This is a genomic window from Arthrobacter sp. StoSoilB19 (assembly GCF_019977275.1).
Taxonomy (GTDB): Bacteria; Actinomycetota; Actinomycetes; order Actinomycetales; family Micrococcaceae; genus Arthrobacter.
This window is the reverse complement of the sequence record NZ_AP024650.1, coordinates 274,263-297,921: the sequence shown is the minus strand read 5'-3', so window position 1 is coordinate 297,921 and position 23,659 is coordinate 274,263. Positions and strand designations below refer to the sequence as shown.

The following is a 23,659-nucleotide window of genomic DNA, read 5'->3' as shown; positions in this document are numbered from 1 at the left end:
GGGTCGGAGGCCGATCCGTAGTGGGAGCGCTCTCACCAAATGAGATCCCATCTCACAGATGGTTGTCAAGGCGAGGTAGGAGCGCTCCCATATGCCCTTGTCGACACCCCGTTGCGGTGTTAGGCTTCCCCGACGAGAGCGCTCCCACGGCCGCGTCTTTTCGCCGCCCACATCCGTCTCGACGAATCCCACCGACGAACAGGACCAGCAATGCCGCTAGCCCACCTGCCCCAACCGCCGCGCGCCGAAAGGCCCAACGGCCCGCAACCGCGGCGAATGAAAAGCCCCCTCAGACACGTCACCGGCACGGCGGTCCTCCTGGCCGGCCTGATAGGCAGCGGAGGAGGAATGGCCGTCGCGTCGCCCGCCGCACCACAGGCATGGGCCCCGACCCAGGCAGCCGCGCCCCAGGCCCCCCTGCCGGCCGCGATCCCGGCTCCTCCACAGGCGACGCAACACCCCTTCGGACCCAATGTGTACGTCTTCGACCCCAGCATGCCGGTGGCCCGGATCCAGGCAACGGTGGACTCCATCGCGGCGCAGCAGGTGGACGACGAAATGGGGACCAAACGCTATTCCCTGTTGTTCAAACCCGGCACCTATGGAACCCCGGAGCAGCCGCTGATTGTCCAGGTGGGCTACTCGACGGAGGTTGCGGGGCTGGGTGCTGCACCCACCGACGTCACCATCAACGGGCACGTGGACGTCTACAACCGCTGCCTGTCCGCGGACAACTGCATCGCGCTGAACAACTTCTGGCGTTCGCTGTCCAACCTCACCATCAACGTCACCGGACTTGAAGGCTGCCGCAGCTCGGCGAACTTCTGGGCGGCTTCGCAGGCCTCACCCATGCGGCGGATCAACATCACCGGCGGCAACCTTTCCCTCATGGACTACTGCACGGCAGGGCCGCAGTACGCCAGTGGCGGCTTCATCGCGGATTCAAAGACGGGCGCCGTCATCAACGGCTCACAGCAGCAGTACCTGGTCCGCAACAGCAGCATCGGCAGCTGGTCCAACGGAGTGTGGAACCAGGTGTTCTCGGGCGTAAACGGGGCGCCTCCGCAGTCCTTCCCGAACCCGCCGTACACCACCCTGGCCGCCACGCCGATCAGCCGCGAGAAGCCGTACCTGACGTTGGATCAGGCCGGCCAGTACAACGTGTTCCTGCCCGCCGTCCGCCAGGACTCTGCCGGGACCACGTGGGAAAACGGTCCCACAGAGGGCCGCAGCGTCCCCTTAGCCGACTTCTATGTCGCGAAGCCCGGCGATTCAGTGCAGGCCATCAACTCCCAGCTGGCCAGGGGAAAGCACCTCCTCCTGACCCCGGGGGTGTACGACGTTGACCAAAGCATCGAGGTCAAGCGGGCAGGAACCGTCGTTCTCGGGCTGGGCATGGCAACCCTCACCGCCGTCAACGGAGCGGTCCCCTTGACGGTGGCGGATGTCCCTGGTGTCGACGTCGCCGCCGTCACTATAGATGCCGGAGAGGTGGAGTCACCTGCCCTGATGCGCGTCGGTAAGGCCCGCCAGGGCGCAGGGAGCGGGCCGGCCAACTCTCCCATGCACAGTGATCCGGCCAACCCCACCACGCTCCATGACGTGTTCTTCCGCATCGGCGGCCCGCATGTTGGCAAGGCTTCGGTCAGCCTGGAAGTCAACAGCGACAACGTCCTCCTGGACCACATCTGGGCCTGGCGCGCCGACCATGGGAACGGCGTCGGCTGGACCACCAACACCGGCGCGAACGGCGTGATCGTCAACGGCAACAACGTCACCGCCACGGGCCTGTTCGTGGAGCACTACCAGCAGTACAACGTCATCTGGAACGGCGAAGGCGGCAAGACCGTCTTCTTCCAGAATGAGCTCCCCTACGACGCGCCCAACCAGGCAGCGTGGCAGCACGACGGCGTCCTGGGCTGGGCAGGTTACAAGGTGGCAGATTCCGTCAAAACCCACGAGCTGTGGGGCGGCGGCAGCTACGTGTACAACAACGTGGATCCAAGCATCCACGCCACCCGTGGCTTTGAGGTTCCGGTAACGCCGGGTGTGAGGCTGCACAGCCTTTTGACGGTGAACCTCGGCGCGGGAACGCTGGACCACGTGGTCAATGACACCGGCGCACCGGTGTCAACCGACGCCGTCGGAGTTCCCAGCTACGTAGCCGACTTCGGCTAAAGAACCCCTCAGGACCACCGCAGGGCGCGGTGCGGCAGTCAAGGCCGCACCGCGCCCTGCTACGTGTTTCGAAGTGCCTTCCCTCTCAGCCCGGCCCCGCCCCACACGGCCAGGAGCAGCGCCACCAGCAGCAGGCCGGCGTCGCCCAGGTCGACGGAGGCCAGCCACGCGGTCAGCGGATCCTCAGGGGCAAAGGCCGCGTGGAAGAACCCGGCCAAGGTAATCACCGAGATGAACAGCGCCGAGACCGCGGAAATGCCCGTGACCAGCGCGTTGAAGCCGAGCTTCCGCCGGGGATCATCGAACGCGGAGCGGTACATCCGCATCATGGCCATGCCGTTCAGCGAGTCGCACAGGGTCATCGCGGCAGCGAAGGCAAGCGGCAGCGCAAGCAAGGCGAAGGGCGGCACCCCGGCCAGCGAGGCCGCCGTCGCCATCATCAGCAGCCCGATGGTGGTGGCAGTATCAAAGCCCAGGCCGAACAGGAAGCCGATCACATAGATGCTCCCCGGCCGGCGCACCCGGGACAGCGGACGGGCGAGCAGCCGCGCCACCAGCCCCTGCGGCGCCAGGTCCCGGTGGCCAATGGTGGCGCCATCACGGGCGCGCCGGTAGGCAGAAAGTGAGCGGGTGAACGCGGAGCCGTTGAACAGTCCCATGGCCAGCAGGAACAGGCCGGACACACCACTGCCAATCAGGCCCAGGACCAGGTTTCCGGCCGTACCGTCCTGCATCAGTCCACCCACCACGGACGCGCCGGCGATCACCAGCACGCCTGCCAGGGTCACCACTGAGCTGTGGCCCAGGCTGAAGGCGAAGCCCACGCTCACCGGGTCCTGCCCCTGGGCAACGAACCTGCGGGTGGAGTTGTCGATGGCGGCAAGGTGGTCCCAGTCGTAGCTGTGCTTCACGCCTGCGAGGTAAGCGGTGAGCACCAGCCCCGAGGACAGCGGCCGGCTTCCTGCGCCGAAGGTCCCGGCTAGCAAGAGGACGACGGCGGCGGCATGGAGCGCGGCTACCGCACCGAAAGTGAACAGCACCCGGGTCCGGAGCGGCAGCAGGTCCCGGTCACGGTAGAGGATGCCGATGCTGGTCATCAGTGCTTCCTCAGGTTTAGCGGGGCCTGGCCGTACCAGAGTCCGCGGAGCAGGTCCGTGCAGGAACGGAGCAGCAGGTTCAGTTCGTCGGTGCTGTGGGAGAGGCTCCGCAGCACCAGTCCGGTTGTGCCTGCCACGGTGCGGGTCAGGGAGATGCCGGTCAGCGATTCCCGGCCGGCGGTGAGGCCGTGGAGTTGGTCGGCGAGCGCCTGGTCCACCCGTGCGTCCACCACCACCAGCGACCCCAGATGGCTGTATCCCTCCATGAAGCCGAGTCCGGTGACGTCGTGGAGTGGCGGCCGGATCAGCAGGTTGTCCAGCGCCAGCAGCTGCGGGTCACCATCAGCGGCCTCAATACGGATGTCGTTGCGCAGCCGGACTTCCTCGTACCGGAACGCGGCTCCGTCGGGCGACCAGCCGGGGGTTACTACCTCGGCCATGACCAGGCTCGACGACGGTCGCAGGGTCACCGAGGTCCGCTGCCGGTAACTGGCCTCGCGGTAGGCGATGAGCTGGTCGGGCATGAGTTCCAGCCGCGCCCCCTCCCCCAGCCGCACAGTCATCCGCTGCTCTGCATAGGACCCGGGAGTCCGGTAGACCTTCGTGGCGGACTGGGTGGTCAGGAGAAGGTCGGCCCCATCCTGGACCTCAACATCAACAAGGAAGAGGTCAGCGCCAAGATACGCCCCGCCAGGATTCACGACGACATAACAAACCTGCCCGGAGTCATCGAGATAGTGAGGGCGGAGTACCCGAAGGGCCCCCTCATGGAACTGATGTGAGGCAAGGGACCGGCGGCCCCGCAAAGTGACGCCCAGCTCAAGCCGCCCCATAGGTGACTGTCCGTGGCTGGATCCGGCGGCTTCGCCGGATTTTGGGCCGTGCCCGCTTCGCGGTGCCCGCCACGCCGCGGCCCCAAAATCCGGCCTCGCCGCCTCAGCGTGTACGTCACCTTCGGGCAAGTCCACGACTGCCATGTCTAGTGCGCCAGGTCGAGCATCAGGACGTCGTGCCGGATCCAGTCGATGACCTTGTCCAGGCCCTTGTCAGTTTTCAGGTTGGTGAAGCAGAACGGTTTGTTGCCTCGGAATTCCTTGGAATCCCGCTCCATGACGGCCAGGTCAGCCCCGACGTGCGGCGCGAGGTCGGTTTTGTTGATGATGAAGAGGTCGGACTTGATCATGCCCTGGCCGGCTTTGCGGGGGATCTTTTCGCCCTGGGCCACGTCGATGATGTAGATGGAGAAGTCCACGAGTTCGGGGCTGAAGGTAGCGGAGAGGTTGTCGCCGCCGGATTCGACGAAGATGACCTGAAGGTCGGGGTGGCGGGCTTTGAGTTCCTCGATGGCGGCGGTGTTCATGGAGGTGTCTTCGCGGATGGCGGTGTGGGGGCAGCCGCCGGTTTCGACGCCGATGATCCGGTCCACGGGGAGGATGCCGTTGGCGGCGAGGATCTTGGCGTCCTCGATGGTGTAGATGTCGTTGGTGATGGCGGCCATGGAGATCCCGCCGCTCATGTGCCGGGTGAGCCGCTCCACGAGCTGGGTCTTGCCGGCTCCCACGGGGCCGCCGATGCCGATCTTGATGGGTTCAGACATATGTCCTCCTTGACTCAAAAGCACAGTATTTACAAGCACGGTCAGCTCATGAACATCCGGGCACGTTGGCGTTCGTGCCGCATTTGCGAGATTTCCAGCCCCGGACTGACGGCGCCGAAGTCGTCCAGCGTCAGGCGGGCGATGCTGTCGATGGCGGCAGCAACGTCGTCGTGCGCTTTCCGCAGCACCCGCTGCCCGGCGTTCTGCCCCAGGGGGATGGCGCGGACGGCATTCTGCGTCAGGGAGGTGGCGGTGGCAAAGAGGTAGGCGGCGAGCGCCTCCTGGAGCGGCACGCCCAGAGAGCGGGCGACGACGGCGAACGCCAGCGGCTGGTGCCCGGCGGCCCGGCCCGTGGTCACCAGGTCCCGGTACAGTTCCAGCGCAGGCGACGGAAACACCTCCGCCCCGATCTCCAGCAACCGAAGCCCCATTTTGATGCCCGCCTCCCGCACCTGCCGGGGCAACAGGGACGCAGAGAGCAAAGTATCCAGCTCCCCCACATCAACACCCCCGTAGAGAAAGCGGATGGCGAGCCCGTCAGAGTATGTCAGCTGCTGCCCGATGAATGCGCCGAGCCAGATACCGAAGGACTCTTCATCAGATACGAGCTCCCGCTCGATGTATGTCTCGAACCCAAGGGAGTGCGCAAACGCCCCGGTAGGCAAAGCGGAATCGACAAGCTGCTGAAGCGCCAGCTGATAGTTAGTGGCTGTGCTCAGCATGGCGGAAAGGTACAGGCATGACGCGTTCCTGGCGGGTGTAGGGGACGGCATTGTGGCGGAGGTAGTCCTCGACGGTGTGGTCGTAGGCGCACACCATGACGTCCGCCCCGTATTCGGAAGCGGCGTCGAAGAACTGGGCCTGGAGGTGGCGGTTGCCGAGGGAGTGCGCGGTGACGCCCATTTCGGAGATGGTGCGGGGTGCGATGACCAGGACGTCGGTGGGCAGCACGGACACCACGATCATGTTGGCCTCTTCCACGTGGAGGATGTCGCCGTCGCGGAGGTCCCCGGAGCCGGAGGGGAGGCGGATGCCGATTTCCTTTCCGTGGTCGGTGGTGGCGCGCTGGATGCGTTTGACCAGCTGGGAGCTGGGAAGCACCACCTTTTCCCGGTGCAGCCCGGCGTAGGTTTCGGGGTCCGGAAGGTCGTGCAGGTTGCCGAGGACTTTGTCGATGATCACGTGGGGGCTCCGGTGGGGTCTAGAACAGGAAATAACGCTGGGCCATGGGCAGGACGTCCGCGGGTTCGCAGGTGACGTCCTCGCCGTCGACGGTTACCTGGTACGTTTCCGGGTCCACCTGGATGTCGGGGGTGGCGTCGTTGTACTTGAGGTCGGCCTTGGTGAGGGTCCGGATGCCGGAGACGGCCCGGATGACCTTTTCCAGCCCCAGTTCCTGGGGTACCCCGGCGCCGATCGCGGCCTGGGACAGGAAGGTGATGGAGGACTGCTGCATGGCTTTGCCGAACGTGGCGAACATGGGCCGCATGGTGCGGGGCTGGGGAGTGGGGATGGAGGCGTTCGCGTCCCCCATCAGTGCGTAGGCGATCTGCCCGCCCTTGAGCACCAGCTCCGGTTTGACGCCGAAGAATGCGGGATCCCAGAGGACCAGGTCCGCGAACTTGCCCACCTCCAGGGACCCCACGGAGTCGGCGATGCCCTGGGCGATGGCGGGGTTGATGGTGTATTTCGCCACGTAGCGCTTGAGCCGGAAGTTGTCGCTGCCCGCGCTGCCATGGATTCCGGCGGTGGGATCTTCCAACACCCCGCGCTGCTTCTTCATCTTGTCCGCCACCTGCCACGTGCGGGTGATCACCTCGCCCACCCGGCCCATTGCCTGGGAGTCGGAGGAGGTGATGGAGAAGATGCCCAGGTCCTGCAGGACGTCCTCGGCGGCGATTGTTTCGGCCCGGATCCGGGAATCGGCGAAGGCCACGTCCTCGGGGATGTCCGGGTTGAGGTGGTGGCACACCATGAGCATGTCCAGGTGCTCTTCGATGGTGTTCCGCGTATAGGGCAGCGTGGGGTTGGTGGAGGCCGGCAGGACATTGGGCATGCCGGCAATCTTGATGATGTCCGGGGCGTGGCCGCCGCCGGCACCCTCCGTGTGGAAGGTGTGGATGACGCGGCCGTCGATGGCGCGGATGGTGTCCTCCACGAATCCGCACTCATTCAAGGTGTCGGTGTGGATGGCCACCTGGACGTCGTACTCGTCCGCCACCTTCAGGGAGGTGTCGATGGAGGAGGTGGTGGACCCCCAGTCCTCGTGGACTTTCAGCCCGATGGCACCGGCGCGGATCTGCTCGGCCAAAGGTTCGACGGCGGACGCGTGGCCTTTCCCGAACAGCCCGATGTTGATGGGCAGCCCCTCAGCCGCCTGCAGCATCCGCTGGATGTGCCACTTTCCGGGTGTGACGGTGGTGGCCTTGGTGCCTTCGGCAGGGCCGGTGCCGCCGCCGATCATGGTGGTCACCCCGCTGGCCAGGGCCGTGGGCACCTGGTCCGGGGAGATGAAGTGGATGTGGGTGTCGATTCCGCCGGCAGTGAGGATCTTCCGTTCGCCGGCGATGATTTCGGTGCTGGCCCCGATGACGATGTCCACGCCGTCGGTGATCTGCGGGTTCCCGGCTTTGCCGATGCGGAAGATATGCCCGTCCTTGAGTGCCACGTCCGCTTTGTAGATGCCGGTGTAGTCCAGGACCACCGCGTTGGTGATGACGGTGTCGGGAATGTCCTCGTCGCGGGTGGCCTGGCCGTTCTGGCCCATGCCGTCGCGGATTACCTTGCCGCCACCGAACACTACTTCCTCACCGTAGACGGTGAGGTCCTGTTCGATCTCGAGGAACAGGTCGGTGTCCGCCAGGCGGATCCTGTCACCGGCGGTGGGCCCGTACAGGTCCGCATACTGCCGGCGCGGGATCTCGAAGCTCACTGGACGTCCCCTTCCTGGCGGGTGCCGCCGTCGAGCTTTCCGTTGACCGCGTTGCTGAGCCCGAACACCTCGCGGCGCCCGGCCAGTTCGATCAGCCGCACGCTCCGGGAGTCGCCCGGCTCAAACCGCGCAGCCGTTCCCGCAGGAATGTCCAGGCGCCGGCCGTAGGCGGCGTCCCGGTCGAAGGACAAGGCAGCGTTGGCCTCAGCGAAGTGGAAGTGGGAACCCACCTGGACGGGCCGGTCGCCGGTGTTGGTCACGGCCACCTCGATCGCGTCCCTGCCCGCGTTCGCGGTCACGGGCTCCGGCCGGAGAACGTACTCGCCTGGGATCATTGCGGCTCTCCTTAGCGGATGGGGTTGTGGACGGTGACGAGCTTGGTGCCGTCGGGGAAGGTGGCCTCGATCTGCACGTCGTGGATCATTTCCGGCACGCCCTCCATGACGTCCTCGCGGCTGAGGAGGGTGGTGCCGTAGCTCATGAGATCGGCAACGGTCCTGCCGTCCCTGGCGCCCTCGATCAGTTCATAGCTGATGATGGCCACGGCCTCCGGGTAATTAAGTTTCAGGCCGCGGGACTGCCGGCGCCGGGCCAGGTCCGCGGCCACCACGATCATGAGCTTTTCCTGCTCACGCGGCATCAGATGCATGGATTTCCCTTCGACGGCCAACGGCGTGGGCTCCAGCGTAGACCCGGCACGTTTCCGCCAGGTTTCAGCAGCATCAGGCCGGTCTATCCGGAGCCTGTTTGCTGACCGGTGGGGCCTACTTGCTGAGCCCGGAAAGGATCTCCCCGCTGGACTGGACGGGCTGGCGGTAGGTAGCGGAAAGGATGCGGAGCATGTCGGCGGCGTCCTGGTCGGCTTCGGAGGCCATGGCGTCCCTGGCATACGTCACGCGGATGTTGTGCGCGAATGCATCGGCGGCGGTCTGGGCAATGCAGTTGTGGGTTGAGACGCCCGCGAGCACCACCTGGTCGGCTCCCCAGTTCCGCAGCCGGGCCAGCAGGTTGGTGCCCACGAAGGCGCTGTCGCGGGTCTTGTTCAGCTGGGGCAGGTCTTCGGTGATGAGCCCCGGCACGGACTGGGCCTGTTCACTGCCGCGGAAGATGAACCCCTGGTCGTCGTCGAGCATGCTGAGGGTCCAGGTGGATTTGTCCCGCTCGTGTTCGGTGCCCACCAGCAGCGCCTTGTGGCCGGCGGCCTTGAACCCTTCCAGCAGCCGGTTGCACTCGCTGACCACCCGTTCCCGCTGGGCTGCCAGTTCGGGGGTTTCGAAGAAAGCGTTCTGCATGTCGATGACCAGGAGGGCAATCATGGCGGCACCTTTCCGTCTCTTGAACCGGTGGCATAGGCGTACCCGCTTGCGGAGCAGGCGAAACCTGGCCGCCCGGAACTACGGCGCGGACTCGCGGATCTTTAGTTCGAACCCGGCCTCCACGTGCACGCCCGCCCCGGATGTCTCGCGCCCGGCGATCCGGTCCAGCAGCAGGCCGATGGACCGTTCCGCGATCTCGTCCATGCCCGGCGAGACGGTGGTCAGGGACGGGGACGCGAACCGGGCTTCGTCGATGTCGTCAAAGCCTGCCACGGCCACGTCCTGGGGCACCTTAACCCCGCGGATCAGGAGTTCGTGCAATGCGCCGAGTGCCAGCACGTCGTTCAGCCCGAAGACGGCGTCGAACTCCACGCCGGATGCCAGGAGGCCGGCCACGGCGGCGGCGCCGGTGTCGCGGCGCCACTCCGCAGGCACCACCAGGGCAGGGTCGAACGCGATGCCGGCTGCCTCCAGCGCCTTCCGGTATCCGTTCAGGCGCAGGCCCCCGCTGCCGGAGGTCTCCCCGGCGTTCGCCCCGATCACGGCAATGCGGCGGCGGCCGCCGGCCAGCAGGTGCGCCGTGAGCGCCGCCGCGGCTTCCCCGTTCTTCATCGTGACCAGGTCGAAGCGGGGATCCATGATGTGCTCGCCGAGCATCACCAGCGGCTTGCTGCCGGCACGCGCGGAAATGGCCTCCGCGTCAACCATCAGCGGCGTGAACAGCAGGCCGTCGGTGAGCTGCCGGAACGTCCCCTGCAGGGCGCCCAGTTCAGCGGCCGCTTCCGCGTCGGACTGCTCCACCAGCACCCGGTAACCCCGGCGGGAAGCGGCCTTCATCAGCCTGGACGCCAGCTCGGCGTAGTACGGGGCGGAGAGGTCGGACAGGACCAGCCCCAGCATGGAAGTCTTGCCGGACCGGAGGCTGCGCGCCGTGAGGTTGGCTTCGTAGCCCAGCTCCGCAATGGCATCCTGCACCCGCTGCTTGGTGGCCGGACGGATGAATTCGTAGTCGTTCAGGACGTTGGAAACGGTCTTGAGGGAAACGCCCGCCGCCCGTGCGACGTCGTTCATGGTGACTGCCATTAACGTTCTTTTCCTGCTTTCGCCGCTGCTTTGGCGGCCTGCTTGCTGGCGCGCACTTTTGCCAGGGATTCCGGGTCCACGATGTCTGCCACTGACAGGTAGCTGCCGTCCTCACCATAGTGTCCCGCGGCTTCACGCCATCCCGGCGCATTCAGGCCGCGCTGCTTGCCCAGGAGGGCCAGGAAGATTTTCGCCTTCTGCTCGCCGAATCCGGGCAGGGCCTTGAGGCGGCGCAGCACCTCGGCCCCGTCCGGTGACCCTTTGGTCCAGATGGCCGCGGCGTCCCCGTCCCACTCGCTCTGGACGGCCTCGGCCAACGCCTGCACCCGGGCGGCCATGGAACCGGGGAAGCGGTGTACGGCGGGCCGTTCCTTGAACATCTCCACAAACGCCTGGGGGTCCTGCGCGGCGATGGCCTCCGGCTTAAGCGACCCGATCCGGCTGCGGATCTTCTCGGGCCCGGCAAAGGCCGATTCCATCGTCACCTGCTGGTCCAGCAGCATGCCGGTCAGCAGGGCGAAGTCGTCCTCGCTCAACAACTTGTCCGCGGCGGGATCGCCCGTGATGTGCAGTTCCATGCCGTCCATCCTCCCACCTGCGGCCCGCCGTCGTCATAAGGGCGCCCCTGCCCTCCCGCCCCCGGGGGGGGTCAGCTGTCCACGGACAGCCGGATCATGGACCAGGACACGGCGGGGAGTTCGGCGGTGAGCCTCCCGCCGTCCACCTTCACGGTGCCGTTTTCCGATGGCAGGACGGAGGTGGAATCGTCGGCGCTGGCCTGCCAGTACGGGTCCTTGTTGGCGTAGGTCACCGCCTCCAGCAACCGGACATCGCCCAGCCCGGCCACGGCTGCGTCAAGCGTCAGTGCCTGGCCGGCGGACCGGTTGACGGCGAACACCACGGCTTCGCCCTTGTCCGCGTCATACGTGGCGACGGCGGACAGGGCGGCGACGTCAGTTGTCGTGCCGCCGCTGACCAGTGGGGATTCGACGGCGAGTTGCAGGACGGTGCCGGAGGCGTGCCGTGAGGTCAGGGCGAAGGGGTGAAAGGTGGTCTGCTTCCAGGCGCGGCCGCCCGGCTCGGTCATGATGGGGGCGATGACGTTCACCAGCTGCGCCAGGCTGGCGGAGTGGACGCGGTCCGTGTTGCGGAGCAGCGTGACCAGCAGGTCCCCCACGACGACGGCGTCCGCCACCGTGTAGGTGTCCTCCAGCAGGACGGGGGCCACGGGCCAGTCCTTGCCGGTGGGCACCTTGGACTCGTCGCGGCTCATGTGCCAGACGTTCCACTCGTCGAAGGAGATGTTCACCTGCTTGGAAGATTTCTTGACCGACTTCACATGGTCGATGTGGCTGACGAGGTCGCGGATGAAGGCCTCCATCTTGTGTCCCGCGGCGAGGTGTTCCTGCAGGTCGCCGAAGTCCTCGAAGTACTGGTGCGCCGAGATCAGGTCCACCAGCTCGTAGGTCTCCGTCAAAACCACGCGTTCCCACTCACCGAAAGTCGGCATGGTGGGCCCTGAACTGCCGCAGGCCACCAACTCCACGTCCGGCTGCATCATGCGCATGGCACGGGCAGTGTCGGCGGCCAGGCGGCCGTATTCCAGCGCGTTCTTGTGGCCGATCTGCCAGGGGCCATCCATTTCGTTGCCCAGGCACCACATCCTGATGCCATAGCCGTCCCGGGCACCGTTCGCCTGGCGCTGGCCGGCCAGCGCCGTGCCGGCGTCGATGTTGCAATACTCCAGGAGGTCCAGCGCCTCCTGGACCCCGCGGGTGCCCAGGTTCACCGCCATCATGGGTTCAACGCCGGCCTTGGCGGACCACGTGGCGAACTCGTCCACGCCCACCGTGTTGGGATCGGTGGAGTGCCAGGCCAGGTCCAGGCGCACTGGCCGCTGGTCAACCGGGCCCACCCCGTCCTCCCAGCGGTAGCCGGACACAAAGTTGCCGCCGGGGTAGCGGACGGTGGATACCCCCAGTTCGCGGGTGAGCGCGAGGACGTCCCTCCGGAACCCGTCGTCGTCGGCATCCGGGTGGTCCGGTTCAAAAATGCCGGTGTAGACGCACCGGCCAAGGTGCTCAACAAAGGCACCGAACGTACGACGGCGGACCGGCCCCACGGTGAACGACGGGTCGACGGTGATTTTTGCTGCGGCGGGTTCTGGCTGGGTCACGAAGGCATCCTCGGCTTGGTTTCTACAACGTTATAGAAACTATTGTTGGGGGGCCCGCCTCGGGAGTCAAGTGCTCCGTTGACCGGGCGGCAGCGCGGCCTCACCCCTGGGTCGCCAAGCGACCCGCTTCCCACCTGCGGCAACACGCCTGAGGGGTTTCCGCAGGGCGCGCCCAAGTACTCCCTAATCGGAAAAACAGGTACTGGTTACGCATCCACTGGGGGCTGGACGGCCATTAGGTTTTTCACAGAGACAAGACCTGTTCTGCTTTCCGGTACTTGGCTCACTAGGGGGTGTGAGACTGGCAATGCATGCACGACAGGTAAACCCAGGCTTCCCGGTTCATAGGACCCGGGTACTAAGCGGGGCCGGCGACGAGGAGTCCTTTGAGACCAAGGGCTCTCCCCCAGCCGTCGCCGGCCCTCTTTCCGCAGCGAACGCCCGCAGGACGCGCGTGCCCCATCCGGAGCCGCGCGGCCGTGAACGCGGTGCACCCCGAAACCCCGCCCTCGTGCTGGACCTGGTCAATGACGCCCAGACCCTCTCCGATTCCCTTAGGCTGCTGGTGGCCGCCTCGGCTGACCATGTGGCCGCCACCGCCGGGATTGACGTGGGCTGCGGCCTGGTGCTGCACCAGGCCAAGCGGACTCCTGCCATAACGGGCACCACCGGTGAAGTAGTGCGGATGCTGGACTGGGAACGGGAAATGGACGAGGGGCCGGTAACTGACGTCATGTCAGGCGGGCACCCCGTCGCGGTGCTCCAGCGGAACGGGGATTTCCGGTGGCAGCACTATTCGTCGCAGTTGCAGTTATCAGGGTTCGGCAGTGCCCTTGCCGTACGGCTCCGTCTGGAAGCGGACCCCGCGGAAGATGACCAAACGATCGGCAGCAGTGGCCCCGGCCGGACCGCCGCCGCACTTGCCTTCTTCGCGCACGACTCGAAGGCTTTCCCGCTGCAGGCCATCGCCGAGGCACGCACCTTTGCCGCCCTGGCAGCCAAGAGCCTGCAGATGGCCATCAACCTGCACTCCGCCCGCTCGCTGGCCACCGACCTCCGTTCGGCCCTGGACAGCCGCACCTCCATCAACGTTGCCTGCGGCGTGATCATGGCCCAGAACAGGTGCTCGTACCAGGAGGCCTTCTCCATCCTTGCCAAGGCTTCCAGCCACCGGAACATCAAGCTGCGCAAGGTGGCGGAGGAACTGCTGGAGCGGTTGCCGGAAGGTGCCCCGCACTCACACTTCGGCGGCTGACCGCGTCAGGATGACAGGGTGCCCCTGGCGATACTCACGCTGGAGTGCGCAGGATTGCCGTCCATCGGTTCGTCGGAAACATCCACCACCGGGTACTGGGAGAGGTCCAGGCCGCTGGGCACCTGGAACGTTCCGGATGTGGAGTTCATGACGCCCAGGCTGACCAGCCGGGAAAGGTCCGGCGCAATCAGCCACACCTCCTGGTAACCCTTGGCTTCATCCTTGTCCAGGCTGATTTCCAGGTTGCGGGAACCGTCGGGCGCCGTCACCACCTTGGCCGATCCTGCGGCGGAGTGCTGCGCCAGCGGCGCCAGCTGGGCAGAGGCCAGCTGCTGGGGCTGGGGCGGACGGGTCAAGGTCAACACCGCACCAACCACCACCAGGACGGCTGCGGCTGCAGCTGCCACCCACGTACCGGGGCGCTGCCACCAGGCACCTTTGGTCCGCCGGCGGACAGGGATGACGTTCGACGGCGGCGCGTCCACAGGTGCGGCCGCCGGACCCACGCTGTTTCCCTTGGCGGCGTCCGCCGCCAGCGGATCCTCCCGCACGGACCCCGAAAGGCCCAGTTCCCGGTGGATTCCAGCCCATACCTGTGGCCCGGGCACGGCCAGGCGGCTGGTGTCCGGTGCGGTCTTCACCGCGTCCACCGTGCGGCGCAGGGCGGCAAAATCGGCGGCGCACTCGGGGCAGGCAGCCAGGTGCTCCCGGGCACCCGGGTCCTCCCAGCCGTCGTAAAGTGCCAGGAGGCTCAACTGTTCCGGATCAAGATGCGGCATGGTCTACCTCCAATCTGCTTCGCAGGTGCGACAGGCTCCGGCGGATGTGGCTCTTGACCGTACCAAGGGGAAGGCCCAGTTTGCGTGAAATCTGCTCGTGGGTCAGGTCCTCGTAAAAGGCGAGCTTCATGATGGACCCCTGGGGCTCGCCCAGCCTCTCCAGCTCGCCGTCCAGGAGCAGCCTGTCCGCCAGCATTTCCGCCGCCTCTGTTCCCGTTCCGGCGTCTTCGCCCATACCGGCTCCGGCCGCGGCGAAGGCCTTGCGTGCTTCCCGGGCTGCCGCCGAATGGGCATCGGTGATGGCGTTCCGGGTGATTCCCACGATCCACGCCGGCAGCCTGGCCACTTGCGGGTTGAAGGTACTCCGCGAACGCCAGGCCCGGATGAAGACCTCCTGGGTCACGTCGTCCGCCGCTGCCCTGTCCGGCAGGGAACGCAGGGCAAGGGTGTGCACCAGGGGCGCGAACTCACGGTAGGCCGCTGCCAGGGCGTGCTCATCCCCGGCCAGGAAGGAGTCGGTCAGTGCGTCATCCCATCCGCGGAAAGCGTGCCCGGGAAGCGTCACAGGCAACTCCTTCCCGGCGTCGGCGCACGAGTTACATGGCTGGCCACCGGTGATGCAGAAACCAGGTTCATGCAGGAACTGCGGTGACAATGACATTGTCGCTGTAGTCCATCCGCTCGTCCAGCCATCGGCCGCCGCAGGTGACCAGCTTGAGTTCGTGCGGGCCGGACCGGCGGAACAGGGCGCCGCCGTCGAACTTGTCCTTTGCCATCAGTTCCACTCCCACCACCCGGTAGGCGAGCGGCCCGGCCCCATCCCTGCCCACGCGGATGAGGGTTCCCGGCGAGAGGGACTTCAATGCCGAGAACGGTGCCCGGTCGGACGTGGTGTCGATATGGCCGGCGATGACGGCGGTTCCCTCGGCTGCGCCCGGGGCCGGACCGAATTTGTACCAGGCCGCCCGGTCGAAGGCGTCAGGGATTTCCATCGCTCCCCCGCCGGAAACTCCCCCGGGCACCACCGGCATGTCGATGGCAGTGCCCGCCACGGTCAGTGATGTTGGTGCCGGCACAACCGCCGCGGCGGTTGGGGCCGCGGGCCGGACCGGGATGGCCCCGGTGGGAGGTACAGCGGAGCCGGCAGGGGGCGGCGCCCCCGGCGAGGGCGCCGGCTCGTGAGAGCCGGTTGCCGCGGCAACCGTGGAGGGGGCCGCCTGCCCGGCAGAACCGGTGGGACCCGCAGAACCAGTGTGACCGGGGGAACCAGTGGGACCGGCAGGACCGCAGCCGGACAAAACCAACGCGGCAGCCACCATCGCTGCCGCCGCGCCGCCTGCCGGATGGCGACGGCGGTACCCGGGTGCCGGCGTCGTGCCTGCCATCATGCGTGCCGCCTCCCTTCCATGTATGCCGGCCATTGGCGGGGCCGGTGCAGGGGCCCGTCCGTTGCCGGCCGGGCCCCTGCGGTGTGGTCCTTCAGCGGGCGTCTGGCCCGGTTACAGTTCCGCCCGCCGTGCGCGGACCGCGCGGGCTGCGCCCACCGCCCCCGCGAGGAGGGCCAGCGCTGCCAAGCCAAACCCGGCGGTGGCAACGGCAGGGCCCGCTCCACCGGCATCCGCGGACCCGTCAAGGGCACCCGGCACAGAGGCCGGTGCGGAATGCAGGCCCTCGATGGTCTGGACTGCAAGCTTCAGGTTCTGGTCGGCCAGGCTGCCCCAGGCGTAGACGATGGTGTGGGTACCTTCAGCCACCGCCACGTCGGCCGGGCCGATCACCGGGGTGGTGGTGCCTGCGGCAGCCACCGCGGCCGGGACGGTGCCGGGATCCAGGGCCAGGGTCTTTTCGTTCGGGTTGGCCAGGTTGGTGACAACGGCGGTGCCGCCTGCCAGGACATCGACGGCGGGGGCTGCGGCTGCGTGCCGGACCGTCAGTTTGCCCTTCCCGGCGGGAATTTGGGACACGTCGTTGGTGAACAGGCTGGCGGTGGGCTTGCCATCGGCGCCGAGGTGGGCTGCGGCCGTGTAGTTTCCGTTGGCGGCAAGGGTGACGCTCACCGGACCAATGGCCGGCGCGGAGGCGTTGGCGGCATCGGCTGCCGTGATGGCGATTTCGTAGGTGCCGGCCGGAAGGGCCAGTGGCCCTGCAAGGGTTCCGGGGGCAAAGTCATCCAGGGTGCGGTCACCGTTGACCCAAACGTCCACGGTCAGTCCGGGAACGCCATGCAGCACGGACAGCTGGGCATCCCCGTCTGCTGCGTGGGCGGGACCGGCCAGAGCGATTGCGGCTGCAATGGCTGCTGCACCGGCACCTGCGGTGAAGATTTTGTTGCGCATGTCCATCTCCTTGAACGGCCCGGCTGACGGGCGTTTTTTGCTGACACTCCTACTACCGGCGCAGCCCCGGATTTGGATGCAGAATCATGGAGTTTTTTTTGGCGCTTGGTGCCGCCCGCCTAGGCGCGCGCTGGAGCGGCGGTGCTGGCACGCAGGACCAGCTCCGGCGGGACCACAGTGGAACTCACCGCGGCACCCGACTCGATTTCCTTCAGCATGATGTCCATGCAGCGGCGTCCCAGCTCCTCGAAGTCCTGGCGGACGGTGGTCAGCGGCGGCGTGAAGTACCCCGCCTCCGGCTGGTCGTCGAAGCCCACCACGGAGACGTCGTCGGGCACCCTGACCCCCGCCTCGGTGAACGCGCGCAGCAGGCCCAGGGCCATCTGGTCGTTTCCAACGAAGATGGCCGTGGCCCTGAGCCCGGAGGCCAGCTTGCGGCCGATCGCGTAACCGCTGCCCGCGCTCCAGTCCCCCTCAACCAGCAGGGAATCATCCAGGCCGGCATCCCGGAGGGCAGCACGCCACCCCTCAGCGCGCTCAGCGCCGTCCGTCCAGTCAGGCGGGCCGGCGATGTGCCCGATCTGCCGGTGCCCCTCACTGATGAGATGTTCGACGGCGAGCCTGGCGCCTGCACGCTGGTCCACCATCGCACCGCTGACGGAAGCGCTGCCGGCCGAGCCCACTGCCACCACGGGCACGGGAAGATTCATCTGCTCCAGCACTGCGAGGGTGTCCGAGTGCGGCACCAGCACGGCGATCCCGTCCACGGCCTGGTCCATGAAGTGGCCCACGGCGTTGGAGATGGCATCCCGGCTGATTTCCCGCAGGGCCGCGATACTGACAAAGTAACCGGCGTTGCGGGCGGCATGTTCAACCCCCAGCAGGGTGTTGGCCGGGCCGTACTGCGAAAGCTCGCTTGCCAGCACGCCAATGGTCTGCGAGCGCCGGGTGACCAGGCTCCGGGCCGCGGTGTTGCGCCGGTACCCCAGTTCGGCAATGGCGGCCTCCACCTTTTCCCGGGTCGCCTTGCTGACGTTGGGATGGTTGTTCACCACCCGGGAGACGGTCTGGTGGGAGACCCCCGCCACCTTGGCCACGTCTTCCAGGCGCGGCATCCGGCCCTTGCTGGTATTTGCCATGAGCCTATTGTGCCTGTTGCAGCCCCCGCGGCGGCGTCCCCGGGCGCCGGCACAGCGCGCCTGAATCCTTGCGCGGCAGCGGAGCGATGGGAAGGATGAAGCTGATCGACTTGCCAACGAAGGAGCCGTGAGAATGACCAAATACCTGATCTCGTTTCCCAGCGGCGCCATGGACCTCCCGGATGGTGGCCTGCAGGCCGTAGCGGACGCCGCGCATGCCGTGGTCCAGGAGGCGAAGGACGCCGGCGTCTGGGTGTTCGGCGGCGGCATCGACGAGCGCGTTCCGCCCGTGATGGTCGACGGCGACGGTACGGTGAGCGAAGGCACCTACCCCCAGACGGCGCAGATCGAAGGCGGCTACACGGTGCTGGAGCTGCCCGGCTACGAAGCCGCACTGCACTGGGCCGCGAAGATCGCCGCGGCCTGCCGCTGCGCACAGGAAGTGCGCGCCTTCCAGTACGATCCCGCCAGCTGACCCATCAAGCCCCGCCAAACCATGACTGCGGCGACCCCTGCGGACCTGGAGTATCCGTTCACCGGCCCCTGGCTGGTGCAGAATTCTCCCGCCAACCGGATCCCCAGCCACGGGACGCGGCTTTTCGCCACGAGCCACGCCATCGACTTCACCCCGCTGGACCGGAACGGGCGGTCTGCGCCGGTCACCCTGGCGTCGCTGTTCCGGCCCGAGCCGCCGGAGCAGTTCGTGGGGTTTGGCAGGGCTGTGACAGCCCCGGCCTCCGGTATTGTCCTCGCCGCCCATGACGGGGAGCCGGACCATGCCGCCTTCCGCGGCTTTCCATCCATTCGTTACGCCGCTTCGCAGGCCAGGCGGGCGCGGGAGGGATGGCCGGGCCTTGCAGGCAACCACGTGATCATCGGGAGCGGCGCGGTGTTCATCGCCCTGTGCCATCTGCAGCGCGGGAGCGTCTGCGTCCGGCCCGGCAAGCCGGTTGAGTGCGGAGAGATGGTGGGCCGCTGCGGCAACTCCGGCAACAGCACGGAACCGCATCTGCATGTGCAGGCCATGGATTCCGCCGATCCAGCCCGGGCTTCCGGCGTTCCCCTCTCGTTCCCCGGCGGACTGCCGCGCAACGGGACCATCGTGCATGCCTGAGGCGGGGGTTACCAAGGGCCGGAGCAATGGATGGGACCGGTCAGGGCCCGGCGGTGTGGGATCCCTTGCCCGCACACGTGCTACACGAGCAGGATGGACGCATCGAACGGTTGGGAAAAGGCGGGGGTCATGCGCTTGGTTCAGGTCGCTCAACACGCCAGTGATCTGCAGCGGGCAGCGGAGTTTTACAGCGCCTTGCTTTCGGCAAGATACACGGCCGTGTTCGATCCGCCCGGGCTGCTGTTCTTCGACCTTGACGGCGTACGGCTGTTGCTGGAGCAGGGCGCGCCGAGTTCGCTTCTCTATCTTGGCGTTCCCGATGTGAAGCGCACTGTGGAGCAACTCAAGGGCCGGGGAGTGGAAATAGTGGCCGAACCGCGGGTGATCTTCAGCCACGACGACGGCCTGCTGGGGCCCGCCGGCACGGAGGAGTGGATGGCATTCATCCGGGACAGCGAGGGAAACACCCTGGGGCTGGTCAGCCAGATTCCCCCGGCATCGCCATCCCGGCCGTGAGGCACCCAAACGCTTGCAGGCCGGGCCCGCGGACGCCCGCGCAATAGTTGGCCACGGCCCTGAAACCACCGGCAGGCCAGAGGCTGGATGCCTCTGACCTGCCTAAATGGTGGGCCCTGTGGGGCTCGAACCCACGACCCACGGATTAAAAGTCCGATGCTCTACCAACTGAGCTAAAGGCCCCTGCCGGCCAGCCAAACACGCTGTGTCTGCCCATCCGGCCCAATCCATTTCTGGACGTTAATACTCTAACCCATGGTTCCGGCGGCTTCGCACATGGCCGAGGCGCCGTCGTCGGACGCTTTCATCCTCCTTTTGACGCCTCTTCCCGCAGGTGAAGCCGGGCGCCGCAGACGCTCGATTTCCGCCGCGGCACAGGAGTAGCGTGGGGGCATGAGCGAGCAAGCAGGAACCAGTCCTTACGGCGGCAGCAACCGGCACCACAAGCCCAAGCCTTTCGCCCCGATGGATTTCGAGCCCTTCGCCGGCGGGGCCGATCCCGCCCGCGTCTCGGAGGCCGCCCACCTCGCCGCGCAGGCCCTGGTCCGCCACGGCCGGGACAGCGATGATCCGGTGGTCACCGAACGCCTCGTGAAGCTTGCCGACGAACAGGGCCTGGAGGCCATCGCCGAGATGTGGGCCGAGAGCCCGGCCCGCTCCCTTCCCGGCGCCCTATGGCGGCTTTACGCGCTGCGCGCTGCCACGGTCCAGGATCCGGAACGCATCTCCGTGTATTTCCGCGCGGGCCGGGACACCGCGCAGGTCTCCAACGTGGTGGCCGGCGCGGCTGAACCACCCGGCGCGGAGGAAATGCGCACCATGGCCGACGCAATCCTCTCCGGCGCGTTCGACGGCGATTTCGACGTCGCGCTGGAACGGTCCGCCGCCTTCTGCCGGGTGGTGGCGCTGGGCCAGGCCACCCTTGCCGACGGCGCCGAACACGCCAACGAGGCACACGCCAGCAAGCTGACCCGCAACTCCCACCAGTTGGTCAAGACCGCCGAGGACCTGGAGCACGCCGCCAACGCGTGGCGCCTGGGCGAACTGGACTGAGTGGCCGCCGGGACCCGGTAACCGGCCGTACAGGGCTGGTTGCTTGAGCCTGCCCGGCACCCTCTGGCCCTTATTTTCGGGACGAACAAGGGCGCCGCTGTCAAGATTGACTTGGGCCGGGTGAAGTAGAAGACTGAAACCGGTGCCGAGCCGCGAAACCCCCGGGCTTCAACAATTAGCCGCCTAGAGCGGCCTACCGCCGAGAGGCGTATCCGGTTCGGCACCATTTTTCTGCCCTCTTCAGGGTGGACAATTCAGAGGTGCTCTTTCGGGCCGGTAGAGTAGGCGACAGTTGCGCGCCGGAGTCAAGTCACACGGCAGCGACCCCCGCCTTGATAAGTCCCCGGAGACCGGTAAACACGTGAAGCTGCGCCTTTTCCCCCAGGAGCCCGCAGGGCTGAACCTGCTCTCGCAGATGGCACAACAGATCGTGCTGGCCACCGCCACCCTGGCCGAAATCCTTGGCGTACCCGCGGACGAGCACGGCAACCTCGTGGAGGACATGCACAACCTCGAGGCCAAGTCCGCCGAACTGCATTTCGCCCTGCTGACCCACATGCGCACCAGCTTCGTGAACCCGCTCCCCCGCGAGGACATGTACGCCCTCTCCCGGTACCTCAACGAGGCCATGGAGAAAATGGATGCCGCCGCGGAACTGGTGGCGCTGTACAAGCTGGACCGCCTGCCCAAGCGCGCCGCGGACCAGCTGGAGATCATCAGCCGGCAGGCCGAGCTGACGGTCGACGCCATGTGCAGGCTCAACAACCTGGATGACCTTGAGGACTACTGGATCGAGATCCTGCGCCTGGCCAAGCGTGCCGAGCGGACCCACCGGGTTTGGGTGGCGGACATGATCGCGGACATGAAATGGGCGCAGTACTCGCGCAACCGGGACATCGCCAACCAGCTGGTGGAGGTCACCAAGGACATGCGGCGGGTGGCCACCCAGGTAGGCAGCATCATCGTCAAGGAATCCTGAGGTGGCGGCAGTCATCTTCGCGGCGGTGGTCCTGCTGGCGGCGGCGTTTGCCTTCCTCAACGGCTTCCGCGATGCGTCCACCTCAGTGGCCCTTGCCGTCCGGAACCGGGCCCTCACCCCCAGCGTGGGCGTGCTCCTTGCCGCGTTCTTCAACTTTGTCGGCGCCCTGGTGAGCGCCCTGCTTGCCGTCGCCGCCAGCCAGACCTGGATCCATCTTCCCGCCGGGGCCGACGGGCTCACCATCCTGGTGGCCGGCCTGGCCAGCGCCTGCGCCTGGGGGCTGCTGATGTGGCGGCGGGGCATCCCCGCGTCCTCCACCCACGCCCTTGTTGGTGGTCTTGCCGGCGCAGGCCTTGCCAGCCTTGCCATCGGCGGCCCGGGGGTTGCCGGGGTGGACCAGTCGCTGCTGTTCCAAGTGGTGCTGCCCCTGGTGCTGTCCCCGCTTGTGGCCTACAGCGGTTCCTTCCTGCTGGTGTATCCGGCCACGTGGGTGGCCCGGTACACGCAGCCCAATGTGGTGAACCAACGCTTTCGCAGGGGCCAGGCCGTTGCCGCCGGCGCGGTGGCCTTTGGCCACGGCCTGCAGGACGGCCAGCGCGTCAGCGCGGTACTGCTGCTGGCCCTCCTGGCGGCAGGCTATTCCGACGGCGGGATCCCCGTGTGGGTGGCAGGACTCTCCGCGGTAATGATGACCGCCGGGACGCTCTTCGGAGGTTGGCGGATCTCGCACACCATCGGCTACAAACTCACCAGGATCGACCCCCTGCGCGGATCGGTGGCCCAGACCTTCAGCGCACTGATGCTCTTTGTGGGCGCAATCGGGCTCCACTGGCCGCTCTCCACCACCCATACCGTCACCGCCGGGGCCCTGGGCGCCGGGGAGAACCAGAATTTTTCGGTAACGAACCGGAAGCTGGTGATCAGGATCCTGTGGCTCTGGGCCCTGACGCCCCTGGCCACCTGCGCCCTGGCCTTCGTGCTGGCCCTGGCCCTGTCCCCCGTTTCTGCCTAGCCCACCCCTGTCGAATCCACCCCCGGTGGGCCCTGGCAGCGGAGGGTGGAGCTCCCCTGTACAGGGGCACCCCCGTGACGTAGATTCGAAAAAAGCGCCCCGGGCCAAAGGTGCGGGGACCGGCGTCCGGGCCGCGTGCAGGGCCGCGGACGGGCAACCGCTGCAGCAACACGGCGGCTTGGATGCACAAAGCGGAAAAGAGCAGGCGTCATGTCTTCCCCGTATTTCCGGCGCCCCCTGCCACAGCCACGGCAACTTCAGTGCGAGGCCTGCGGAACCGGGCACCAGCTGACCATTCATGCCATCACGTCCATCGGCGCCGCCGGCGGGGACCTTGTCACGGTTTCCTACACCTGCAACGACTGCAACCTGTTCCAGGAACACAGTGCCTTCGCTGCCGACGTGGCGGCCGCCCTGAACCAGGTCCGCTGGATGGCGAAAGTGATCCTCTTCGGGGACGAGTACATCCACTGCGGCTACCCCATGGAGGAAGCGGAACACGAGGTTGAGCGGCTCTGCTATCGCAGCAGCAACACGGGCAGTGGCCTCAACGCGGTGTCCCTGCCCACCCGGGTCCTGCGCTGCCATTGCGGATTCCAGCTGGAAGTTCCGGAATAAGCCCGCCCGGCCCGGGCGGGCGCCGGTCAGAGCTGGATGGCGGCCGGGCCATCGGTTTCGGCCATCAGGACGGCCGCGAGCTCCTCGGCGGTCAGGTTCGCCGCGGTGCAGAGTTCGTGGTGTGCCACTCCGGCCGCGGAGGCGTTGCGGACCGCCTGGTGCAGGGACTGCAGGGCGTTGTCCAGTTCCCACTGCATGCTTTCGAGGTGGGAGCTGGTGCGCCACACCTCCGACAGGACATCGCCCTCTTCCTCAAGGCCGGCCGCAGCCAGCCCGAGGTGTGGTTGAAGCTCAGGGGCCAGGGGGCCGGCGGCAAGGGGTCCTGCCAGGCCGGCGGCTGCGGCAAAGCCCTCCACGGGCAGCACGGCATCCCGGGCCGGTGCGCCCGGCCCGGGGACGGACACCGTAAGCTGTGGGCCCAGGGCGTTGCTGGCCGTCTGCGTCATGGCGAAACTCCTTTAGCTGACTTACTACTAGAT

27 protein-coding genes and 1 tRNA gene are annotated in these 23,659 nt (G+C 67.1%); 9 read left to right on the top strand and 19 right to left on the bottom strand.

From position 1 onward, the window contains the following. Positions 1-348: 348 nt before the first annotated feature. Positions 349-2,178, top strand: coding sequence for an adenylyl cyclase (locus LDO86_RS01455; RefSeq protein WP_224084212.1), 1,830 nt, complete (start codon positions 349-351; stop codon positions 2,176-2,178). A gap of 59 nt (positions 2,179-2,237) precedes the next feature. On the opposite strand, the gene LDO86_RS01450 is transcribed toward LDO86_RS01455, so the two are convergent. The 12 genes from LDO86_RS01450 to LDO86_RS01395 all read right to left on the bottom strand — a co-directional run bounded on the left by LDO86_RS01450 (position 2,238) and on the right by LDO86_RS01395 (position 12,379). Further along, positions 2,238-3,275, bottom strand: a complete 1,038-nt coding sequence (locus LDO86_RS01450; RefSeq protein WP_018770901.1) for a nickel transporter — start codon at positions 3,273-3,275, stop codon at positions 2,238-2,240. Beyond that, positions 3,275-4,108 (bottom strand): urease accessory protein UreD, encoded by an 834-nt coding sequence (locus tag LDO86_RS01445; RefSeq protein ID WP_051081420.1) that lies wholly within the window; start codon positions 4,106-4,108, stop codon positions 3,275-3,277. Before LDO86_RS01445 ends, LDO86_RS01450 begins: the two co-directional genes overlap by 1 nt. 146 nt (positions 4,109-4,254) lie before the next feature. Further along, positions 4,255-4,872, bottom strand: a complete 618-nt coding sequence (ureG, locus tag LDO86_RS01440; protein WP_018770903.1) for an urease accessory protein UreG — start codon at positions 4,870-4,872, stop codon at positions 4,255-4,257. A 41-nt stretch (positions 4,873-4,913) separates the two neighbouring features. After that, a complete protein-coding gene (locus tag LDO86_RS01435) occupies positions 4,914-5,594 on the bottom strand; it encodes an urease accessory protein UreF (protein ID WP_018770904.1) in 681 nt (226 codons plus the stop codon). After that, on the bottom strand, positions 5,575-6,054 hold the full coding sequence (gene ureE / locus LDO86_RS01430; protein WP_018770905.1) for an urease accessory protein UreE: 480 nt from the start codon (positions 6,052-6,054) through the stop codon (positions 5,575-5,577). Before ureE ends, LDO86_RS01435 begins: the two co-directional genes overlap by 20 nt. A gap of 19 nt (positions 6,055-6,073) precedes the next feature. Continuing rightward, positions 6,074-7,804, bottom strand: a complete 1,731-nt coding sequence (ureC, locus tag LDO86_RS01425) for an urease subunit alpha (protein ID WP_018770906.1) — start codon at positions 7,802-7,804, stop codon at positions 6,074-6,076. Further along, positions 7,801-8,139, bottom strand: coding sequence for an urease subunit beta (locus tag LDO86_RS01420; protein WP_018770907.1), 339 nt, complete (start codon positions 8,137-8,139; stop codon positions 7,801-7,803). The genes ureC and LDO86_RS01420 overlap by 4 nt, the downstream gene beginning before the upstream one ends. An 11-nt stretch (positions 8,140-8,150) precedes the next feature. Beyond that, a complete protein-coding gene (locus LDO86_RS01415; protein WP_026266013.1) occupies positions 8,151-8,453 on the bottom strand; it encodes an urease subunit gamma in 303 nt (100 codons plus the stop codon). 115 nt (positions 8,454-8,568) lie between these two features. Further along, positions 8,569-9,120, bottom strand: a complete 552-nt coding sequence (locus tag LDO86_RS01410) for an isochorismatase family cysteine hydrolase (RefSeq protein WP_018770909.1) — start codon at positions 9,118-9,120, stop codon at positions 8,569-8,571. A gap of 78 nt (positions 9,121-9,198) precedes the next feature. Continuing rightward, positions 9,199-10,203 (bottom strand): LacI family DNA-binding transcriptional regulator, encoded by a 1,005-nt coding sequence (locus tag LDO86_RS01405; RefSeq protein ID WP_018770910.1) that lies wholly within the window; start codon positions 10,201-10,203, stop codon positions 9,199-9,201. Further along, positions 10,203-10,790, bottom strand: a complete 588-nt coding sequence (locus LDO86_RS01400) for an HhH-GPD-type base excision DNA repair protein (RefSeq protein WP_018770911.1) — start codon at positions 10,788-10,790, stop codon at positions 10,203-10,205. Before LDO86_RS01400 ends, LDO86_RS01405 begins: the two co-directional genes overlap by 1 nt. Positions 10,791-10,852: 62 nt before the next feature. Further along, positions 10,853-12,379 carry an alpha-N-arabinofuranosidase gene (locus LDO86_RS01395; RefSeq protein ID WP_018770912.1) on the bottom strand — a complete coding sequence of 509 codons (1,527 nt, stop codon included), beginning with the start codon at positions 12,377-12,379 and terminating at the stop codon, positions 10,853-10,855. Between the two features lie 454 nt (positions 12,380-12,833). On the opposite strand from LDO86_RS01395, the gene LDO86_RS01390 reads away from it, so the two are divergent. Then, positions 12,834-13,634 carry an ANTAR domain-containing protein gene (locus tag LDO86_RS01390; protein ID WP_018770913.1) on the top strand — a complete coding sequence of 267 codons (801 nt, stop codon included), beginning with the start codon at positions 12,834-12,836 and terminating at the stop codon, positions 13,632-13,634. Between the two features lie 5 nt (positions 13,635-13,639). Here the strand turns inward: LDO86_RS01390 and LDO86_RS01385 are convergent, their stop codons facing one another. From LDO86_RS01385 to LDO86_RS01365, 5 genes are all read right to left on the bottom strand, one after another. Further along, the gene (locus tag LDO86_RS01385) at positions 13,640-14,413 is read right to left on the bottom strand and encodes an anti-sigma factor (RefSeq protein WP_018770914.1); all 774 of its coding nucleotides are present in this window, start codon (positions 14,411-14,413) and stop codon (positions 13,640-13,642) included. Next, the gene (locus LDO86_RS01380) at positions 14,400-14,978 is read right to left on the bottom strand and encodes a sigma-70 family RNA polymerase sigma factor (RefSeq protein WP_018770915.1); all 579 of its coding nucleotides are present in this window, start codon (positions 14,976-14,978) and stop codon (positions 14,400-14,402) included. Before LDO86_RS01380 ends, LDO86_RS01385 begins: the two co-directional genes overlap by 14 nt. Before the next feature lie 67 nt (positions 14,979-15,045). Beyond that, a complete protein-coding gene (locus LDO86_RS01375) occupies positions 15,046-15,801 on the bottom strand; it encodes a class F sortase (protein WP_155845617.1) in 756 nt (251 codons plus the stop codon). A gap of 111 nt (positions 15,802-15,912) precedes the next feature. Next, positions 15,913-16,749, bottom strand: coding sequence for a DUF4397 domain-containing protein (locus tag LDO86_RS01370; RefSeq protein ID WP_018770917.1), 837 nt, complete (start codon positions 16,747-16,749; stop codon positions 15,913-15,915). Positions 16,750-16,868: 119 nt separating this feature from the next. Continuing rightward, complete coding sequence (locus tag LDO86_RS01365) at positions 16,869-17,888, bottom strand: LacI family DNA-binding transcriptional regulator (RefSeq protein WP_018770918.1); 1,020 nt, start codon at positions 17,886-17,888, stop codon at positions 16,869-16,871. Between the two features lie 133 nt (positions 17,889-18,021). Between LDO86_RS01365 and LDO86_RS01360 the strand changes: the two genes are divergently transcribed. The 3 genes from LDO86_RS01360 to LDO86_RS01350 all read left to right on the top strand — a co-directional run bounded on the left by LDO86_RS01360 (position 18,022) and on the right by LDO86_RS01350 (position 19,518). Next, positions 18,022-18,363: a YciI family protein gene (locus tag LDO86_RS01360; RefSeq protein ID WP_018770919.1), complete on the top strand. Its 342-nt coding sequence runs from the start codon at positions 18,022-18,024 to the stop codon at positions 18,361-18,363. A 21-nt stretch (positions 18,364-18,384) separates the two neighbouring features. Further along, a complete protein-coding gene (locus tag LDO86_RS01355; RefSeq protein WP_018770920.1) occupies positions 18,385-19,002 on the top strand; it encodes a M23 family metallopeptidase in 618 nt (205 codons plus the stop codon). 129 nt (positions 19,003-19,131) lie between these two features. Then, complete coding sequence (locus LDO86_RS01350; protein WP_018770921.1) at positions 19,132-19,518, top strand: VOC family protein; 387 nt, start codon at positions 19,132-19,134, stop codon at positions 19,516-19,518. 107 nt (positions 19,519-19,625) lie between these two features. Here the strand turns inward: LDO86_RS01350 and LDO86_RS01345 are convergent. After that, positions 19,626-19,701 (bottom strand) — tRNA-Lys (locus tag LDO86_RS01345). Between the two features lie 210 nt (positions 19,702-19,911). Here LDO86_RS01345 and LDO86_RS01340 point away from each other — a divergent pair. The 4 genes from LDO86_RS01340 (at position 19,912) to LDO86_RS01325 (ending at position 23,180) form a co-directional block, all read left to right on the top strand. Then, positions 19,912-20,571, top strand: coding sequence for a hypothetical protein (locus tag LDO86_RS01340; RefSeq protein WP_018770922.1), 660 nt, complete (start codon positions 19,912-19,914; stop codon positions 20,569-20,571). Between the two features lie 361 nt (positions 20,572-20,932). Then, positions 20,933-21,550 carry a nuclease PIN gene (locus tag LDO86_RS01335; protein WP_018770923.1) on the top strand — a complete coding sequence of 206 codons (618 nt, stop codon included), beginning with the start codon at positions 20,933-20,935 and terminating at the stop codon, positions 21,548-21,550. 1 nt (position 21,551) lies between these two features. Then, complete coding sequence (locus tag LDO86_RS01330; protein ID WP_018770924.1) at positions 21,552-22,562, top strand: inorganic phosphate transporter; 1,011 nt, start codon at positions 21,552-21,554, stop codon at positions 22,560-22,562. 210 nt (positions 22,563-22,772) lie between these two features. Further along, the gene (locus tag LDO86_RS01325; RefSeq protein ID WP_018770925.1) at positions 22,773-23,180 is read left to right on the top strand and encodes a hypothetical protein; all 408 of its coding nucleotides are present in this window, start codon (positions 22,773-22,775) and stop codon (positions 23,178-23,180) included. Positions 23,181-23,206: 26 nt separating this feature from the next. Here the strand turns inward: LDO86_RS01325 and LDO86_RS01320 are convergent, their stop codons facing one another. Further along, positions 23,207-23,626: a hypothetical protein gene (locus LDO86_RS01320; protein ID WP_018770926.1), complete on the bottom strand. Its 420-nt coding sequence runs from the start codon at positions 23,624-23,626 to the stop codon at positions 23,207-23,209. Positions 23,627-23,659: the final 33 nt, after the last annotated feature.

Coding starts and splice junctions, on each gene's coding strand:
- LDO86_RS01405 (WP_018770910.1), bottom strand. CDS start 10,203: ATGGCAGTCACCATGAACGACGTCGCACGGGCGGCGGGCGTTTCCCTC.
- LDO86_RS01320 (WP_018770926.1), bottom strand. CDS start 23,626: ATGACGCAGACGGCCAGCAACGCCCTGGGCCCACAGCTTACGGTGTCC.
- LDO86_RS01355 (WP_018770920.1), top strand. CDS start 18,385: ATGACTGCGGCGACCCCTGCGGACCTGGAGTATCCGTTCACCGGCCCC.
- ureG (WP_018770903.1), bottom strand. CDS start 4,872: ATGTCTGAACCCATCAAGATCGGCATCGGCGGCCCCGTGGGAGCCGGC.
- LDO86_RS01435 (WP_018770904.1), bottom strand. CDS start 5,594: ATGCTGAGCACAGCCACTAACTATCAGCTGGCGCTTCAGCAGCTTGTC.
- LDO86_RS01350 (WP_018770921.1), top strand. CDS start 19,132: ATGCGCTTGGTTCAGGTCGCTCAACACGCCAGTGATCTGCAGCGGGCA.
- LDO86_RS01455 (WP_224084212.1), top strand. CDS start 349: ATGGCCGTCGCGTCGCCCGCCGCACCACAGGCATGGGCCCCGACCCAG.
- LDO86_RS01370 (WP_018770917.1), bottom strand. CDS start 16,749: ATGCGCAACAAAATCTTCACCGCAGGTGCCGGTGCAGCAGCCATTGCA.
- LDO86_RS01360 (WP_018770919.1), top strand. CDS start 18,022: ATGACCAAATACCTGATCTCGTTTCCCAGCGGCGCCATGGACCTCCCG.
- LDO86_RS01340 (WP_018770922.1), top strand. CDS start 19,912: ATGAGCGAGCAAGCAGGAACCAGTCCTTACGGCGGCAGCAACCGGCAC.
- LDO86_RS01375 (WP_155845617.1), bottom strand. CDS start 15,801: ATGATGGCAGGCACGACGCCGGCACCCGGGTACCGCCGTCGCCATCCG.
- LDO86_RS01420 (WP_018770907.1), bottom strand. CDS start 8,139: ATGATCCCAGGCGAGTACGTTCTCCGGCCGGAGCCCGTGACCGCGAAC.
- LDO86_RS01415 (WP_026266013.1), bottom strand. CDS start 8,453: ATGCATCTGATGCCGCGTGAGCAGGAAAAGCTCATGATCGTGGTGGCC.
- LDO86_RS01325 (WP_018770925.1), top strand. CDS start 22,773: ATGTCTTCCCCGTATTTCCGGCGCCCCCTGCCACAGCCACGGCAACTT.
- LDO86_RS01365 (WP_018770918.1), bottom strand. CDS start 17,888: ATGGCAAATACCAGCAAGGGCCGGATGCCGCGCCTGGAAGACGTGGCC.
- LDO86_RS01410 (WP_018770909.1), bottom strand. CDS start 9,120: ATGATTGCCCTCCTGGTCATCGACATGCAGAACGCTTTCTTCGAAACC.
- LDO86_RS01445 (WP_051081420.1), bottom strand. CDS start 4,108: ATGGGGCGGCTTGAGCTGGGCGTCACTTTGCGGGGCCGCCGGTCCCTT.
- LDO86_RS01385 (WP_018770914.1), bottom strand. CDS start 14,413: ATGCCGCATCTTGATCCGGAACAGTTGAGCCTCCTGGCACTTTACGAC.
- LDO86_RS01450 (WP_018770901.1), bottom strand. CDS start 3,275: ATGACCAGCATCGGCATCCTCTACCGTGACCGGGACCTGCTGCCGCTC.
- LDO86_RS01400 (WP_018770911.1), bottom strand. CDS start 10,790: ATGGACGGCATGGAACTGCACATCACGGGCGATCCCGCCGCGGACAAG.